This window comes from Salmonella sp. 741265055_HSA, assembly GCF_046569525.1.
Taxonomy (GTDB): Bacteria; Pseudomonadota; Gammaproteobacteria; order Enterobacterales; family Enterobacteriaceae; genus Salmonella; species Salmonella enterica.
The window spans coordinates 100,850-115,861 of sequence record NZ_JBKFSQ010000010.1; the positions used below are offsets into that span (position 1 = coordinate 100,850).

The 15,012-nt window shown below is 47.6% G+C and carries 17 protein-coding genes and 5 pseudogenes; 8 read left to right on the forward strand and 14 right to left on the reverse strand.

What is annotated here, in order from left to right; all coding sequences use genetic code 11:
• Nucleotides 1-17 precede the first annotated feature (17 nt).
• The 8 genes from phoQ to rluE form a co-directional block, all read right to left on the reverse strand.
• Nucleotides 18-1,481: a two-component system sensor histidine kinase PhoQ gene (gene phoQ, locus ACLD4K_RS08140; protein WP_183060515.1), complete on the reverse strand. Its 1,464-nt coding sequence runs from the start codon at nt 1,479-1,481 to the stop codon at nt 18-20.
• Entirely contained in the window at nt 1,481-2,152 is a 672-nt protein-coding gene (gene phoP, locus ACLD4K_RS08145; protein WP_183060587.1) for a two-component system response regulator PhoP, read from the reverse strand. The genes phoQ and phoP overlap by 1 nt, the downstream gene beginning before the upstream one ends.
• Nucleotides 2,153-2,278: 126 nt before the next feature.
• A complete protein-coding gene (purB, locus tag ACLD4K_RS08150; protein WP_000423763.1) occupies nt 2,279-3,649 on the reverse strand; it encodes an adenylosuccinate lyase in 1,371 nt (456 codons plus the stop codon).
• A gap of 3 nt (nt 3,650-3,652) precedes the next feature.
• On the reverse strand, nt 3,653-4,294 hold the full coding sequence (hflD, locus tag ACLD4K_RS08155) for a high frequency lysogenization protein HflD (RefSeq protein ID WP_001519653.1): 642 nt from the start codon (nt 4,292-4,294) through the stop codon (nt 3,653-3,655).
• Nucleotides 4,295-4,380: 86 nt separating this feature from the next.
• Nucleotides 4,381-5,487, reverse strand: a complete 1,107-nt coding sequence (gene mnmA / locus ACLD4K_RS08160) for a tRNA 2-thiouridine(34) synthase MnmA (RefSeq protein ID WP_411011668.1) — start codon at nt 5,485-5,487, stop codon at nt 4,381-4,383.
• Nucleotides 5,488-5,540: 53 nt separating this feature from the next.
• Nucleotides 5,541-6,002, reverse strand: coding sequence for an NUDIX hydrolase (locus ACLD4K_RS08165; RefSeq protein WP_000476066.1), 462 nt, complete (start codon nt 6,000-6,002; stop codon nt 5,541-5,543).
• An 11-nt stretch (nt 6,003-6,013) separates the two neighbouring features.
• The gene (locus ACLD4K_RS08170) at nt 6,014-6,343 is read right to left on the reverse strand and encodes a lysozyme inhibitor LprI family protein (protein ID WP_000825956.1); all 330 of its coding nucleotides are present in this window, start codon (nt 6,341-6,343) and stop codon (nt 6,014-6,016) included.
• Entirely contained in the window at nt 6,340-7,005 is a 666-nt protein-coding gene (gene rluE, locus ACLD4K_RS08175; protein WP_001249412.1) for a 23S rRNA pseudouridine(2457) synthase RluE, read from the reverse strand. Before rluE ends, ACLD4K_RS08170 begins: the two co-directional genes overlap by 4 nt.
• A 171-nt stretch (nt 7,006-7,176) precedes the next feature.
• Between rluE and icd the strand changes: the two genes are divergently transcribed.
• A complete protein-coding gene (gene icd / locus ACLD4K_RS08180; RefSeq protein ID WP_000444508.1) occupies nt 7,177-8,427 on the forward strand; it encodes an NADP-dependent isocitrate dehydrogenase in 1,251 nt (416 codons plus the stop codon).
• A gap of 111 nt (nt 8,428-8,538) precedes the next feature.
• Here icd and ACLD4K_RS08185 read toward each other — a convergent pair.
• Nucleotides 8,539-8,726 (reverse strand): annotated as a pseudogene (locus ACLD4K_RS08185) (integrase); the annotation flags it as partial.
• Between the two features lie 59 nt (nt 8,727-8,785).
• Nucleotides 8,786-8,965, reverse strand: a pseudogene (locus ACLD4K_RS08190) (DUF1353 domain-containing protein); the annotation flags it as partial.
• A gap of 312 nt (nt 8,966-9,277) precedes the next feature.
• Here ACLD4K_RS08190 and ACLD4K_RS08195 point away from each other — a divergent pair.
• From ACLD4K_RS08195 to ACLD4K_RS08215, 5 genes and pseudogenes are all read left to right on the forward strand, one after another.
• Nucleotides 9,278-9,415, forward strand: a complete 138-nt coding sequence (locus ACLD4K_RS08195) for a hypothetical protein (RefSeq protein ID WP_411011669.1) — start codon at nt 9,278-9,280, stop codon at nt 9,413-9,415.
• A 245-nt stretch (nt 9,416-9,660) separates the two neighbouring features.
• The gene (locus ACLD4K_RS08200) at nt 9,661-10,110 is read left to right on the forward strand and encodes a leucine-rich repeat domain-containing protein (protein WP_411011670.1); all 450 of its coding nucleotides are present in this window, start codon (nt 9,661-9,663) and stop codon (nt 10,108-10,110) included.
• 431 nt (nt 10,111-10,541) lie between these two features.
• Nucleotides 10,542-10,955, forward strand: a pseudogene (locus tag ACLD4K_RS08205) (subtilase cytotoxin subunit B).
• 16 nt (nt 10,956-10,971) lie between these two features.
• Nucleotides 10,972-11,256: pseudogene (gene pltA / locus ACLD4K_RS08210) on the forward strand (typhoid-like toxin S-CDT ADP-ribosylating subunit PltA); the annotation flags it as partial.
• Between the two features lie 68 nt (nt 11,257-11,324).
• Nucleotides 11,325-11,867 (forward strand): glycoside hydrolase family 108 protein, encoded by a 543-nt coding sequence (locus ACLD4K_RS08215; protein ID WP_411011671.1) that lies wholly within the window; start codon nt 11,325-11,327, stop codon nt 11,865-11,867.
• Between the two features lie 147 nt (nt 11,868-12,014).
• On the opposite strand, the gene ACLD4K_RS08220 is transcribed toward ACLD4K_RS08215, so the two are convergent.
• Complete coding sequence (locus tag ACLD4K_RS08220) at nt 12,015-12,392, reverse strand: DUF1353 domain-containing protein (protein WP_076935134.1); 378 nt, start codon at nt 12,390-12,392, stop codon at nt 12,015-12,017.
• A 72-nt stretch (nt 12,393-12,464) separates the two neighbouring features.
• Nucleotides 12,465-13,274 carry a cytolethal distending toxin subunit B family protein gene (locus ACLD4K_RS08225; protein ID WP_411011672.1) on the reverse strand — a complete coding sequence of 270 codons (810 nt, stop codon included), beginning with the start codon at nt 13,272-13,274 and terminating at the stop codon, nt 12,465-12,467.
• Nucleotides 13,275-13,714: 440 nt separating this feature from the next.
• Here ACLD4K_RS08225 and ACLD4K_RS08230 point away from each other — a divergent pair, with 440 nt between their 5' ends.
• The gene (locus ACLD4K_RS08230) at nt 13,715-13,879 is read left to right on the forward strand and encodes a hypothetical protein (protein ID WP_183059005.1); all 165 of its coding nucleotides are present in this window, start codon (nt 13,715-13,717) and stop codon (nt 13,877-13,879) included.
• Nucleotides 13,854-13,952 (forward strand): annotated as a pseudogene (locus ACLD4K_RS08235) (hypothetical protein); the annotation flags it as partial. The gene ACLD4K_RS08230 and the pseudogene ACLD4K_RS08235, both read left to right, overlap by 26 nt.
• 144 nt (nt 13,953-14,096) lie before the next feature.
• On the opposite strand, the gene msgA reads toward ACLD4K_RS08235, so the two are convergent.
• On the reverse strand, nt 14,097-14,336 hold the full coding sequence (gene msgA, locus ACLD4K_RS08240; protein WP_000497451.1) for a virulence protein MsgA: 240 nt from the start codon (nt 14,334-14,336) through the stop codon (nt 14,097-14,099).
• A gap of 190 nt (nt 14,337-14,526) precedes the next feature.
• Nucleotides 14,527-15,012, reverse strand: coding sequence for a ricin-type beta-trefoil lectin domain protein (locus ACLD4K_RS08245; RefSeq protein WP_411011673.1), 486 nt, complete (start codon nt 15,010-15,012; stop codon nt 14,527-14,529).

Below are 15,012 nucleotides of genomic sequence, written 5' to 3' on the forward strand. Positions count from 1 at the left end.
AGAACGCACAGAAATGTTTATTCCTCTTTCTGTGTGGGGTGCTGTCGGCCAAAAACGACCTCCATACGGGCGCCGCCGAGCAGACTGTCGCTGGCAATGATCTGCCCGGCGTATTGTTCCGTAATCTCGCGCGCGACAGCCAGCCCCACGCCTTGTCCTGGTCGCAGGGTATCGGCGCGCTGACCGCGATCAAACACCAGGGAACGTTTGCTGTGGGGTATGCCTGGGCCGTCATCTTCGACGAAAATATGCAAATGATCGTCGGTCTGGCGAGCCGAAATCTCGACAAACTCCAGGCAATATTTACAAGCGTTGTCCAGTACGTTGCCCATCACTTCGACAAAGTCGTTTTGCTCGCCGACAAAACTGATCTCTGGTGAAATATCCATACTGATATTCACCCCTTTACGCTGATAAACTTTATTGAGCGCGGAGATCAGGTTATCTAACAATGGCGCGACGGGATGCAGTTCGCGGCTTAACAACACGCCGCTACCGCGCACACTGGCGCGATGCAGATAATAGCCGATCTGCTGGGAAATCCGGCTGATCTGTTCCAGCATCACCGGTTCAGCTTTGCTGACGCTCATCTTTTCGTTGCGTAAAGAGCGTAACGTACTCTGCAAAACCGCGAGCGGCGTTTTTAAACTGTGCGTCAGGTCGGTCAGTGTCGTGCGGTATTTGTTATAACGTTCGCGCTCGCTTTTGAGCAGTTGATTAAGGTTGCGCACGAGGCTGGTCAGCTCACGCGTCGTCTCCGGATTAAGCATTTCGCGGTGATGATCTTCAAGCTCGCGGACTTCCCGCGCCAGCGCCTCGATAGGGCGTAAGCTCCACCAGGCGGCGATCCACAGTAAAGGAATGACTAACAGTAAATTGGCGGCCAGCACGTATACGAACCAGCTCCACACCATATACGAGCGTTTTAGCTCTATCGGAATGGTATCGACCACCACGATGGTTAACTGCGGCATCCGCGCCGTGGCAGGATAAATATTTACCGCTACCGAGTGGGTCATCTCCGCATCATCGTCATCTTCACGTACTTCTTTGAGTTTTTCCTGCGCGGAATGGTCCTCGCTCAACAGCGTGCTGGTGGCGTCTACGTTGGTTTCAATTTCATGGAAGCCGTTCGTTTTTAACCATTCCGGTTGAATGCTTTTAATCAGCCAGGGGATGTTGCGCTGCGTCCATAATAATTTGCCCGTTTCATCGTAAATCAGCGTCATGGTCGGGCTTTGCATGTCCAGATTTTCAGGCAGCTCAACGCTGATTTTATTATTTTCCCATTTGGCGAGGGTATAAAACAGGTTGCTTTCGCCGCGCAGCAAACGAAAGGTGGTTTTATCAAAACTGACGCTATAGCCGACCAGCGCCACTATGCCATATGCCAGAGAAAGCACCAGCACGACGCCGGCTGTCGCCAGCAAAAAACGAACCCGCAGCGACAGCGGCAGAAAATGGCGAGTAAATTTATTCATTAGCGCAATTCAAAAAGATATCCTTGTCCGCGTACGGTGGTAATGACATCGTGCGGATACTGGGCCTGTATTTTTTTCCGCAGACGCCCCATGAGAACATCAATGGTATGACTTTCCCGCAGTTCCGCATCCGGATACAGTTGAAGCATCAGCGAATCTTTGCTGACCACTTTACCCTTGTTACGGATAAGCGTTTCCATAATGGTGTATTCGAACGCCGTGAGTTTGATGACCTCTTCATTGACGGATAATTCCCGGCGTGAGAGATCCACCTGGAAAGGCGGGATGTTGATCACCTGGGAGGCCAGACCGCTATTACGGCGCATTAACGCCTGCATACGCGCCATTACCTCTTCAATGTGGAATGGCTTCGTCACGTAGTCATCGGCCCCGGAGCTGAGAACCTCGACTTTATCCTGCCAGCCTTCGCGCGCGGTTAACACCAGAACCGGCAGTGAAACATCACTGCTGCGCCAGCGGCGTATTAAGGAAAGGCCGTCTTCATCCGGCAGACCTAAATCGACAATAGCGATATCCGGAAGGTGTTCATTAAGGTAGTAATCAGCTTCCCTGGCATCTTCTGCGGCATCGACCTGGTGACCTGAATCCTGGAGCTGAACCTTCAGGTGGTGGCGTAATAATGCATTATCCTCTACAACCAGTACGCGCATCATCTCTTCTCCCTTGTGTTAACAATAAGAACAGTCTAGCGTTGATTATGGTGCTTTGGGGATAAACAGTTAATAAACCAGACAAATAGTCACCCTCTTTCTGAAGAAAAGAGGGTGAGGCACGCATTATTTAAGTTCGTCGACCAGAGTCACAGCGCGACCGATATAATTTGCCGGCGTCATGGCTTTAAGGCGCGTTTTTTCTGCTTCCGGCAGGGCCAGACTATCAATAAACTGTTTCATTCCTTCGGCATCGACACGCTTGCCACGGGTCAACTCTTTCAGTTTTTCATATGGTTTTTCAATACCATAGCGGCGCATGACGGTCTGGATCGGTTCGGCTAATACTTCCCAGTTGTGATCCAGTTCGTCAAGCAGATGATCGCGGTTTACTTCCAGCTTGCTGACGCCCTTCAGGGTGGACTGATAAGCGATAAGCGCGTAGCCGATGCCGACACCCAGGTTACGCAGGACGGTTGAGTCGGTCAGATCGCGCTGCCAGCGGGAAACCGGCAGTTTGTTTGCCAGATGGTGCAACACTGCATTAGACAGACCGAGGTTGCCTTCTGAGTTTTCAAAGTCAATGGGGTTAACTTTATGTGGCATGGTAGAAGAACCGATCTCCCCGGCGATGGTTTTCTGTTTGAAATGGTTCAACGCAATATAGCCCCAGACATCGCGATCGAAATCGATCAGGATGGTGTTAAAGCGCGCGATACAGTCAAACAGTTCCGCAATATAATCATGCGGTTCAATCTGGGTGGTGTAAGGGTTCCACTGGATGCCCAGCGAGGTGACGAACTCTTCGCTGAACTGATGCCAGTCAACTTCCGGATAGGCAGCGATATGCGCGTTATAGTTGCCTACGGCGCCGTTAATTTTACCGAGGATCTCCACCTGGTTGAGCTGGCGGAACTGACGCTCCATACGATACGCCACGTTCGCCATCTCTTTACCCAGAGTGGAAGGTGTTGCCGGCTGGCCGTGGGTGCGGGAGAGCAGAGGAATGTCGCGATACTGCGTAGCGAGATCTTTAACCGCGTTAATCACCTGACGCCAGTAAGGCAGGATCACTTCATCGCGCGCGGTTTTGAGCATTAACGCGTGCGACAGGTTGTTAATATCCTCAGAGGTGCAGGCAAAGTGGATAAACTCGGAAACGTCATGTAGCGCCGGGATCGCGGCGACTTTTTCTTTCAGAAAATACTCAACCGCTTTCACATCGTGATTCGTGGTGCGCTCAATGGTTTTAATGCGCGCGGCATCTTCTTCATTGAAGTTTGCAACAAGCGTATCCAGGTAACCGTTTGCGTCGGCAGCAAAAGCAGGAACTTCCTTGATCGCTGCGTGCGCGGCTAATTTCTGCAGCCAACGTACTTCGACTTGTACACGAAATTTCAGCAAACCGTATTCGCTAAAAATTCCGCGCAGCGCGCTGACTTTATCGCCGTAGCGTCCATCGACAGGGGAAACGGCGGTCAGTGAGGATAATTCCATAGATCATAACTCCGGGGTTAAATGAGCAAGAATTTGTTTTGCCTGAGTCGTCAGGCGATGACGAGAAAACATAAGCTGTAGGCGACCACCGCCTACCTGATGCCAGAGCACGGCTGCACGGATGCCTGCCAGTAGCGAAGCGCGGACTTTGGCCTGAACCTGCGGACTTTGCAGAACGGCCGGGGAGCCCGTCACCTGAATGCGCGGGCCCAATGGGCTAATCACATCCACGTAGATACCCGCCATGGCGCTCATTAGCGTGTCTGACTGCAAATCAAAATGGTCAAGCTGGCGCTGCAGGCCGTTAATGCGATCGCCTAACGTATTCAACGCGCCTTTGGCGGATGACAGCTTGCGCTCCAGCACCATCAGGCTAAGCGTGTAACGCGTCAGTTCGGCGTTAAGTCCTTGTCGGCTGCTGGCATTCAGCACGCCGAGCAGTGTTTCCAGACCAAGACGCAGGTTAGCTTCGCTGCCGCCGAACACGCCCAGAGTAGAACTGGGATTCATATCAATGACACTGTTGAGTGAAACGTGCAACGCGTCGGCATCACAGTGCCCCTGGTGCGCCAGTTGTTGCACCAGGCGTGCCGACTGGCAAATGCCAGACAGCGCGAGGGTGATGTCATAATAATTCTTTGCCACAATCACTGCTTCCTTGTATCAAATAAAATACACTTCATCTTTTAAGCCGCTTTGAGGCGACTTGAATGGTGTTGTGTATTGAATAATCAGACCGTCAGCGGCAGTCGCTGCTCGATAATGCCGCCGCCCAGGCACACTTCGCCGCTGTAAAAGACAGCGGACTGGCCCGGCGTAACGGCGGCAACTGGCTCATCAAAAATGACCTCGATACGATCGTCATCCAGTGCGTTAATCGTGCACGGAATATCGGTCTGGCGGTAGCGGGTTTTTACCGTACAGCGCAGAGTGCCGGTGAACGGTTCGCGATCGACCCAATGTAGCTGCTGGGCGATGAGGCCTACCGACATCAGGCGTGGGTGCTCATGTCCCTGGGCGACAATTAACACATTGTTTTCAACGTCTTTATCCACCACATACCAGGGGTCTTCGCTACCGTCTTTGGTGCCGCCGATTCCCAGCCCTTTACGCTGACCGAGCGTATGATACATCAGACCCTGATGCTCGCCGATTTCATCGCCGTCAACGGTCATGATTTTCCCCGGCTGCGCAGGCAGATAGCGCCCTAAAAAGTCGCGGAATTTGCGCTCGCCGATAAAGCAGATACCGGTAGAATCTTTTTTCTTTGCGGTTACCAGCCCCAGATCTTCGGCGATTTTACGCACCTGCGGTTTTTCCAGCTCGCCAACCGGGAACAGACTTTGCGCAATCTGCTCATGACCAAGCGTGTAGAGGAAGTAGCTCTGATCTTTGTTGCCGTCGAGCCCGCGCAACAACCGGCTTTTGCCGTTGACATCCGCGCGGCGGACGTAGTGACCGGTGGCGATATAGTCGGCGCCTAAATCTTCTGCGGCAAATTCAAGGAAGGCTTTAAATTTGATCTCTTTATTGCACAGAATATCCGGGTTCGGCGTACGGCCCGCTTTGTACTCTTCAAGGAACAGTTCAAAGACGTTATCCCAATATTCTGCGGCAAAATTAACGGTATGCAGTTCAATGCCAAGCTTGTCGCACACGGCCTGCGCGTCAGCCAGATCGGCTGCCGCGGTACAGTATTCCTCACCATCGTCCTCTTCCCAGTTCTTCATGAACAGGCCTTCTACCTGATAACCCTGTTGTTGCAACAGCCAGGCGGAAACGGAGGAATCGACACCGCCGGACATGCCGACGATCACTTTTTTTGGGCTTTCTGACATTGGAATACTCGCGACATTGAACTTCAAGGCGGCGTATTCTACCACGCAGCCCTTTACTTGACACCCTCTGTAAACGGCCAGTTAAATTCGCCCACTATGGATAAGGGGTAACGTTGTCCCGTTTGATAACTGCGAATGCTTTCAGCCACCAGCGGAGAACGTAAATTCGGCGCGTTCAGAATCTCGTCGGCGCTCACCCAACGGCAGCAATCGATGTCATTGTCATGGGGGTCGGTCGCGCAAATATGATCAAGCTTGATGGCGAATAAAAAGCGCAGGAACGGGGTCTTATCCGGCGCAATCCACTGATGCATACGGATAAAATACTGTGGTTGCGCCGTGATGCCAGTCTCTTCCCACAGTTCACGCGCGGCGGCCTGCGCCAGCGTTTCATCTGCCTCCAGGTGTCCGGCAGGTTGATTCCATAACGATTTACCGTTGATGGTCTCTTCCACCACCAGAAATTTATCTTCGGCATGTACGATGCAGGCAACGGTCACGTGCGGCTTGAACATAGGCATCCTTATTAAAGCGGTTTATCAATGTGGTCATAGATCGCGTCAAGCTGTTTCAGACGCTCGTTATAAGCTTTTGTCAGGCAGGTGACGTCGGCCTTGCACTGCTGACGCTGTTTAAGCCAGCTCTGCTGGGCGTCCTGCAGCGCGCCGCGACTGCCCATCGCGAACAACCCTTTCAGAAACTGATATTTGGTGTGCATTTCCACGTCTTTATCATTCAGCGTCAGGTGCGCGCAGATAGCCTTTTCATCCGCAGCCTGCGCTTTCTGGCAGTCGAAGCTGGCCGCATTAACGGATAACGGTGTTAATAAAGCAAAAGCAATGAGAAGCCGTTTCATCTGTCTTTCTCCTGTGCGATCTCGCGCCACTGTCCATTATCGAGGCCGTTGAGCGTGTAGTCGCCCATGCTGTAACGAATTAATCGTAGAGTGGGATGACCGACATGCGCTGTCATGCGTCTTACCTGGCGGTTGCGGCCTTCATATAAGGTGACTTTTAGCCAACTGGTGGGAATATTCTTCCGTTCGCGAATCGGCGGGGTGCGCGGCCACAGCCAGTCAGGCTCCGCGACAATCTCAATACCGGCGGGCAGGGTAGGGCCATCGTTGAGCGTGACGCCAGTACGAAGCGCCTGCAGCGCTGCATTATCCGGGATGCCTTCAACCTGCACATAGTAAATCTTGCCGGTGCGCTTGCCCGGTTGCGTGAGGCGCGCCTGCAGCGCGCCGTCATTAGTCAGCACCAAAAGCCCTTCGCTGTCGCGATCCAGACGGCCTGCGGCATAAACGCCTTGCACAGGAATAAAATCTTTTAACGTGCGGCGACCTGCTTCATCCGTGAACTGCGGCAACACATCGTAAGGTTTATTGAACAAAACCACGCGTTTTGGCTGGTTTTCTTTCCGTGATTTAGATGCTTGTCGTGAGCTGAATCGCTTAACGTAGTGATTCCTAAAAGAAGTTTTTTGCATGGTGTTTTCAGAACTTATTAATTGCCGCATTATAGCGCAATAATGAGTGTCTTTCATGGCGGCAAACAATAGGGTAGTATTGACATGCTCATTACAAAACATTAACAAAAAATTGCTCTAACGCAGTCGTGCAGCAGGACGCCATTGCACATGCAGCGCGATGACAGACGAGCAAACCAGAAGCGCTCGAAGGAGAGGTGAATGGAAAGCAAAGTAGTTGTTCCGGTGGAAGGTAAGAAGATCACCCTGCAAAACGGCAAACTCAACGTTCCTGAGAATCCGATTATCCCGTTTATTGAAGGCGATGGTATCGGTGTTGATGTCACTCCAGCCATGCTTAAAGTGGTCGATGCCGCCGTCGAGAAAGCCTATAAAGGCGAGCGTAAAATTTCCTGGATGGAAATTTACACCGGAGAAAAATCTACACAGGTTTACGGCCAGGATGTCTGGCTTCCCGCTGAAACCCTTGATTTAATTCGTGATTACCGCGTAGCGATTAAAGGTCCGTTGACCACGCCGGTTGGCGGCGGTATTCGCTCTCTGAACGTTGCCCTGCGTCAGGAGCTTGACCTGTACGTTTGTCTGCGTCCCGTTCGTTACTATCAGGGCACGCCAAGTCCGGTGAAACATCCGGAGCTGACCGATATGGTCATCTTCCGTGAAAACTCTGAAGATATCTACGCCGGAATTGAATGGAAAGCTGACTCTGCAGACGCTGAGAAAGTGATCAAGTTCCTGCGCGAAGAGATGGGCGTGAAGAAAATTCGCTTCCCGGAGCACTGCGGTATCGGTATCAAACCGTGTTCTGAAGAAGGCACTAAACGTCTGGTTCGCGCGGCGATTGAATACGCTATTACCAACGATCGCGATTCCGTTACGCTGGTACATAAAGGCAATATCATGAAGTTCACCGAAGGCGCGTTTAAAGACTGGGGCTACCAGTTGGCGCGCGACGAGTTCGGCGGTGAGCTTATTGACGGCGGTCCGTGGCTGAAAATTAAGAACCCGAACACGGGTAAAGAGATCGTGGTTAAAGACGTTATTGCCGATGCCTTCCTGCAACAGATCCTGTTGCGTCCGGCGGAATACGACGTTATCGCCTGTATGAACCTGAACGGTGACTATATTTCCGATGCCCTGGCGGCTCAGGTTGGCGGTATCGGTATTGCACCGGGTGCGAATATCGGCGACGAATGCGCGTTGTTTGAAGCGACTCACGGGACTGCGCCGAAATATGCGGGCCAGGATAAAGTCAACCCAGGCTCCATTATTCTGTCTGCGGAGATGATGCTGCGTCACATGCAGTGGTTCGAAGCGGCGGATCTGATCGTTAAAGGTATGGAAGGCGCGATTGCCGCGAAGACCGTGACCTATGACTTTGAACGCCTGATGGAAGGCGCTAAGCTGCTGAAATGTAGTGAGTTTGGCGACGCGATTATCGCGAATATGTAATAACGATAATTGTTAAAAACAAAAACGGGGACTTAACGTTCCCGTTTTTATTATTAGTATTCGAACGGTTATCAAAATTTTATCAAAAAAATTTATCAAAACTCCCTCAATTTAGACTGCAATAGTAGCCCATTCTTTACCCCAATCGTCATGATAACGGGCTGTCTGATTTGGTGATTTATGTCCGAGCAGCTTTTGAATATTGATCCCCTGCGTCTCGTAAAGTCGCTCAGCAAGTGAGCGCGCTCATGGAAGGCAGCTGGAGTACTAGATCCCCAGTCAATATCTGCTTTATCCCGAGGCACTGTCAGTTAATGGAGGACGAATGGATGGTGCGTCGTGCGTTGTCATACAGCTAATCGCGAATAATCGTTGCTTTGGCATATTTGTCGTCTGGCAGTAAGACTGATCAGAATATACGCGAAACGGTGGCGAGATCAGTTACGAATCTGGCTGGTACGCTTATCATATCGCGGTTGTTATCGCTGAGATAAAACTCAAAGGGTTCATGTACACGCCAAAGGTAGTGATCGAGCATTTCAAGAATTGCGGGAGTTGTGAATTTACCTCATTGCGTAAGCCTGTATGTTGGCTACCGTTACGCTTATTTTATCTTCAAAAGCCGCTCATATTCCACGCGAATTAATGCGCATTGTTGTAATTGTGCATTCTTGTTATTTATTGAACCATGAATTTAGCCTATTTACGCCATAAAATGGCTTCTTATGTAGCGTTATTTCGCCATTTATGCGTCATTCTGACATTCCCGTAAACCTTAGTTTTGGACGTAAATTAAAAATTTAGTACGTGAGCCTGCGTTCTTATTATGCTGTAAATCAGGAGATAGAATATGTTTAATATCCGCACTACGCAACCTTCTGTAAGTATGGAGGCTACTGCTGGTTCAGTGGTACCAAAGGTATCTCCAGAAAAAACTGTATGGGAAAAATTCAGTTTTTTCCCGCAGGAAAATCACGAAGAAGTATAACGGTGTCTCGCTGAAATTTGCCATCCGACTCAGGGAACATTGTTGGATCATATCAGCAGTTGGTTTAAGCATTTAAAAGCACTTACCTTCTCGGCGTGGGAGGAAGATATTCAGTGTAACAGGGATGGTATATACCCAAAATAATTCGAGTTGCTTAAAGGCGGCAAGGGAGTGAGTCCCCAGGAGCATAGATAACTATGTGACTGGGGTGAGTGAGCGTAGCCAACACATAAGCGACTTGAAGTATGAAGGGTATACATCAATTTTGTATTTTGGGTGCCGATAGCAAGGACGTTTTGGTGGTTGGCATTGATTCCCAACATTGTACACTTGAATGGGAAGGAGGTACGGTAACATGTAGCGTTGACACTCAGCAGACTGGAGATGTTGGCGCGCCGTTAGAAAACAGGGAATATGAGTCCATATGGACAGCCTGGATAAATGATGCTCCGCCGGAAGAGATTGAAAAACGGAGTAAAGCGGTCGATTGGATGCGGAAATGTTCGAAATATCATTGCTTTATACTAGATCTCAGTGACCTACGGCTCACAACTTTACCAGATCATCTTCATGAACATATTACTTTTCTGGCAGTTATCAACAATAGGCTGACTAAATTGCCGGACACTTTACCTGGAGGGTACAGACAGATTACGCGGATAAGATCACTACACCGGAAAAAAATTGCCAGTTAATAAGATGTCGTCCATGATTCAGTTGGATGATAATGATTTATTCCCCACTTTTTGATCCTACAATAGTGATCTGATAGTTATCCAGAACGTTCTTGCAGAGGGCGGGATTATTAAATTACCATCAATTTCTTAATGAGTTATGTCATGCTTTGCTGAAAATAAAAACCAGTAGACAGACGACGGCGATCAATATGAGCCGGAAGTACCTGTGTTATTACCGTGGCAGGAATTCTGTAACTGATAAAATAGGTGTGCTTATTATCAGTGATGAAATTTTTATATATGTATTAATTGCTATTTACAAGTAATTTGAGTGTTTGTTGTGGTCGGTAACATTGTGTTGAAGTAAATCATGATAGACTGAATTTTGATGTGGTGAGATATAATAAATTTGTGTTTTGTTAATTATTTTAAATGTACAGGAGAGTAGTGTGTATATGAATAAGTTTGTGCCTGTTTATACATTACTAATTCTCATTTATTCTTTCAAAGCCAGCGCTGAGTGGACAGGAGATAATACGAATGCCTGTTACTCAGACGAAGTTATCAGTGATGTACATGTTGGTCAGATAGATACTAGTCCTTATTTTTGCATAAAAACGGTTAAAGCTAACGGTAGTGGTACACAGGTTGTTGCATGTGCGGTATCAAAGCAGAGCATATGGGCACCCTCCTTTAAAGAACTTCTTGACCAGGCAAGATATTTTTACAGTACAGGGCAATCCGTAAGGATTCATGTTCAAAAAAATATCTGAACCTATTCGCTTTTTGTAAATACCTTTTCAGCAGGTGTTCTTGTGGGACTATCATCGTGCAGTGCGACACAATGCTTTGGACCCAAGTAAGAGGGGAAAAGAAATAATGAAAAATTTAATATTTTTAACATTATCTATAGTTAGCTTTAATAACTATGCAGTAGATTTTGTGTATCGTGTGGACTCAACTCCACCGGACGTTATTTTTCGCGATGGGTTTTCACTACTTAGGTATAACCGCAACTTTCAGCAATTTATCAGTGGAAGGTCATGTAGTGGTGGAGGTAGTGACAGTCGCTATATTGCAACAACCTCAAGTGTTAATCAAACATATGCTATAGCCAGAGCGTACTATTCTCGCTCAACCTTCAAAGGTAATTTATACAGATATTAGATTCGTGCAGATAATAATTTCTACAGCTTGCTCCCCGTATTTTATTAATATTAGAAGGAGTCATTATGACTAAAGATGAAATCTTTGCAGCTATCCTTAGTAGAGAAGGCGGTTACGTTGATCACCCTGACGACAGGGGGGGACCAACGCATTGGGGTATAACCCTGACGACGGCCCGGGCTAATGGCTATATGGGGGATATGCGGAATCTTACCCGTAATCAAGCATTAAAAATCCTTGAGGCAGATTATTGGTATGGTCCACGACTTGATCAGGTTGCCATTATCTCTCACCCTATCGCAGCTGAGCTTTGTGATACTGGTGTGAACATGGGACCCTCAATCCCGATTAAGTACTTCCAGCGTTGGCTTAATGTTTTTAATGATCAGCAAAAAATTTATCCGGATTTGATAGCAGATGGTCAGATTGGGCCACGAACGCTTTCGGCGCTAACATTTTTTCTCTCTCACCGGAGAGATGAGGGCGAAATGATACTTATCCGGGCATTAAATTGTAGTCAGGGACAACGCTACCTGGAGTTAGCAGAAAAGCGCCAGGAGAATGAGTCATTTGTTTATGGGTGGATAAAGGAACGGGTAAGGTTGTAATTCCCTTACTTACCACTATGGCGGTTTGTGATGACAGCATATAATGATATATTCACACAGAGAACTGGTGAAAGCCACTAAGTCTCATTACTACTATATTAAGGGTCTGGTTTTTCTATAGTTCTTTGTGTGTTAAAAAACGAGAAATTAATTATGTTGTATGGTATGAGAATGATAGTATTTCCAGCCAAATATCCTTACGGCTAAATACATTATTATCCTTTTCCATTTTGGCACGCCCAGAACTTTCATCCCATCCAGGAATATGAGATCGGACTCTTTTCTGTTACGTAATGGATAATGATACAGGTAGTCATGAATGATTGCCGCTTTGGCATATTCACCATCCGGTGGCAATAATGACCAGAAAATACGCGGAACAGTGGCAAGGTCAGTAACAAATCCTACCGGTACTTCAATGACATCATTTTTATCTTCACTGAGATAAAATCTAAATGGTTTATAAACACGCCATTTATAATGACCTAACATTTCCATTATTGCTGGACTGGTAAAACAACTCATAAGTTTACCTTATAATCTATATTCTGCACCCTCAAAGCACATGCCGTAAACGCTATTTACTCATTAACAGCTTCATGCCAAAAAGGCTACGGGATAATGATCAGAAGCCAATTGTGGCGTAGTCTCATTACGTAATACTTCTATCCGGTGCGAATAAGGTGCTCTATCGACAATGAGCCCATAATCTAATACTCCGCCACCAACTTGCGTAGGTTTACTGGGCGCGAGTATGGTGGCTTCGCGATTCAGCCTTTCAGTTACGAGATCATTCTCAAGCCTGGCTGGGGCTCGGTTGAAATCTCCCGCAAGAAGCCAGGAAAAATGCCGTGTCGAAAGTTGGTTAAAATACTCATGAGTCGCTCTGACAATAGCCGCGGCATCCGGGCCTCCACTGGCCAGTGCATGTGTCGTCAGAAAAACATCATTACCCAGTCCGATGCCAATGATAGGGCGAGATGCGACGGTTACCGGGCGCAAAACATAAACAGTATCCGCTCTTTGTCTGGGAACAATGGCCAGATTAACGCGACGCGCTCCAACATCAATACGTGAGTAGTAGATATAGCGTATATCTTCATGACTGGAAGTTCCGGGATTCCAGGTATATTCTTCGACAGGAATACCCACTCCAAAGGGCTGAATATGTCGCCCGGTTGGAATCGCTGAGGTAGGTATAACGTCGGCCTCCTGAACTATGAGAATATCTACCCCGTCACTACCACTGAGAAGCCGACTGACATTGATGTTCCATTTACTTTCAGTGGCGGCTGATGAACTCTGAATATTCCAGGTCATAACTTTGTAGTCACTGATATTAGCGCAGGCAAAAGAAATATAGCTGCAGATGATCATGGTCAGAAGGAAAAAAGCAGGTTTTTTCATGATATCTACTCTCCCCATTATTACTTCTTTATCTGAATGATATATGCTTTCATAACCCATTTTTTCATAACGTTGATTTTACTCTGGCAACGCCTGACTTGTTTCTGGTTCTATGTCTTGTGCAGGTAGTAAGATACATAGTCTAACGTCAATAAAACTAAAATAGATGTCTATTACAGAGGCAAAATGATAGTTTATTTAGTACAATTAATTATTGTTAAGACCAAAGAGAGAACTATAGATAAACAGCTAACTGAATTTAAAATTCCATTCGCTTAACTCATTGTAACTGTATTGGGTTGATTTATTTGTGGAAAGAGAGATTCGATATCATTGGTACTTTATAAGTAAACATAAATTTTCATTACCAGGATTATTATATCCCTGTGTTGAAGGTAGCATTTCATCTATTCTCACCTCAACACAAAACAGGTGACTTAATGAACAAGAAAACCGGACAAATTAATGGTTACATCTTGAACGACTACAACAGCGTCAGACCTCACCATTATAACGGTGCACTGACGCCGGAAGAGCCTGAGAACTGGTACCGTTTTTACTGTAAAACCGTGACCAATAGTGTCGATGCGCAGCAAAACGTATAATTCGTTGATAGGGCTTACAGGCGTGGCACTGGGCAAAACGTTCAGTGGCAAGGACTGGCGCTGGAGCAGTCGGCATTTGGCAAATAGCATGTTGACCATGCGATAAACGCCAACTTCCGCTACATGTTCTGAGTGGTGGCGTTTGCGTTATATCGTCACAGACAGCGCCTCAGGGCGCTGTTTTCGATCGGATATGTCGCTTTCGCAGGAGGGGACGTTATTCGGCGACCAGCCACATATCAGCCTCTTCAAACATCTCTTCCAGCATACGGTGCAGCCGTTCTTTCTCGGTTTTTGTACAGTCACTGTTTAATGCGTTCGCCTGCATTGGCTTAACTTTCACTTGCGCATCGGGAAAAAGTTGATGTACGCGTTTTGTGAGTTCATTGAGGATGATTTCGCGTGCGCCTGGCAAACCTTCAACATTTCGCTTGTCATAAACGAGTTCGACGAACATCGCCATTTCCTTTTTACTGGTTGGATGACCAGTATTTAAGCTGGGTATATAACTGGTGTCAAGGTTTAGCCGCCGTTTTGTCATCCTGACGTTGCGGACGTAAAGTAAATTGACCGCACGTGGAAGTAAAGGTCGCTAACCTGTTGTCGTGTCATGAGGTTAGCGGCTCTCTCTTCACAGCGGTGTCCTGCTACCTGATGGTAAATTCCAGGGCGCGACTAAAATCGCAATCGGCCAACACAACAGGGTCGCCTTTTCTGACAATAATGCTATTTGTGCCCAGGCATTTTCGGCTCTGTTTCCCCTTAATTTTGTTATCATCAGTGAGCCAGCGCTGGTTATCATTACCCGTGCATGAATAAAGAATGATTGGCGTGCCTTCTTTCGTACCCTGTCCTGCAGCATCCAGACATTTCTCACCCTGCGTGATTCTGTCTCGGTGAAATGAGAAAAGCTGAGATTGCACATGCTTACACTCCCGCAGCGTCAAACGATTCTGTTGATCTGAGCCTGTATCAAGGCACAGACCATCAGTTGTCCGAATTTGTTCCGCGTCATTTATGTAATAACCACCGGAATTAATTTGGTTTTGTGTAATGACCGGGAACGACAAATTAATACTATACCCTTCATACTTCAAGTTGCTTATGTGTTGGCTACGGATTACTCGGCCCAT

What these genes read in the sequence shown, in the direction of transcription:
- ACLD4K_RS08195 (WP_411011669.1), top strand. Translation starts at nt 9,278, where the DNA reads ATGTTTAATATCCGCACTACGCAACCTTCTGTAAGTATGGAGGCTACT.
- phoP (WP_183060587.1), bottom strand. Translation starts at nt 2,152, where the DNA reads ATGCGCGTACTGGTTGTAGAGGATAATGCATTATTACGCCACCACCTG.
- mnmA (WP_411011668.1), bottom strand. Translation starts at nt 5,487, where the DNA reads ATGTCAGAAAGCCCAAAAAAAGTGATCGTCGGCATGTCCGGCGGTGTC.
- msgA (WP_000497451.1), bottom strand. Translation starts at nt 14,336, where the DNA reads ATGTTCGTCGAACTCGTTTATGACAAGCGAAATGTTGAAGGTTTGCCA.
- icd (WP_000444508.1), top strand. Translation starts at nt 7,177, where the DNA reads ATGGAAAGCAAAGTAGTTGTTCCGGTGGAAGGTAAGAAGATCACCCTG.
- ACLD4K_RS08165 (WP_000476066.1), bottom strand. Translation starts at nt 6,002, where the DNA reads ATGTTCAAGCCGCACGTGACCGTTGCCTGCATCGTACATGCCGAAGAT.
- ACLD4K_RS08230 (WP_183059005.1), top strand. Translation starts at nt 13,715, where the DNA reads ATGAACAAGAAAACCGGACAAATTAATGGTTACATCTTGAACGACTAC.
- phoQ (WP_183060515.1), bottom strand. Translation starts at nt 1,481, where the DNA reads ATGAATAAATTTACTCGCCATTTTCTGCCGCTGTCGCTGCGGGTTCGT.
- ACLD4K_RS08245 (WP_411011673.1), bottom strand. Translation starts at nt 15,012, where the DNA reads ATGGGCCGAGTAATCCGTAGCCAACACATAAGCAACTTGAAGTATGAA.
- ACLD4K_RS08220 (WP_076935134.1), bottom strand. Translation starts at nt 12,392, where the DNA reads ATGAGTTGTTTTACCAGTCCAGCAATAATGGAAATGTTAGGTCATTAT.
- ACLD4K_RS08215 (WP_411011671.1), top strand. Translation starts at nt 11,325, where the DNA reads ATGACTAAAGATGAAATCTTTGCAGCTATCCTTAGTAGAGAAGGCGGT.
- rluE (WP_001249412.1), bottom strand. Translation starts at nt 7,005, where the DNA reads ATGCGGCAATTAATAAGTTCTGAAAACACCATGCAAAAAACTTCTTTT.
- ACLD4K_RS08225 (WP_411011672.1), bottom strand. Translation starts at nt 13,274, where the DNA reads ATGAAAAAACCTGCTTTTTTCCTTCTGACCATGATCATCTGCAGCTAT.
- ACLD4K_RS08200 (WP_411011670.1), top strand. Translation starts at nt 9,661, where the DNA reads ATGAAGGGTATACATCAATTTTGTATTTTGGGTGCCGATAGCAAGGAC.
- ACLD4K_RS08170 (WP_000825956.1), bottom strand. Translation starts at nt 6,343, where the DNA reads ATGAAACGGCTTCTCATTGCTTTTGCTTTATTAACACCGTTATCCGTT.
- purB (WP_000423763.1), bottom strand. Translation starts at nt 3,649, where the DNA reads ATGGAATTATCCTCACTGACCGCCGTTTCCCCTGTCGATGGACGCTAC.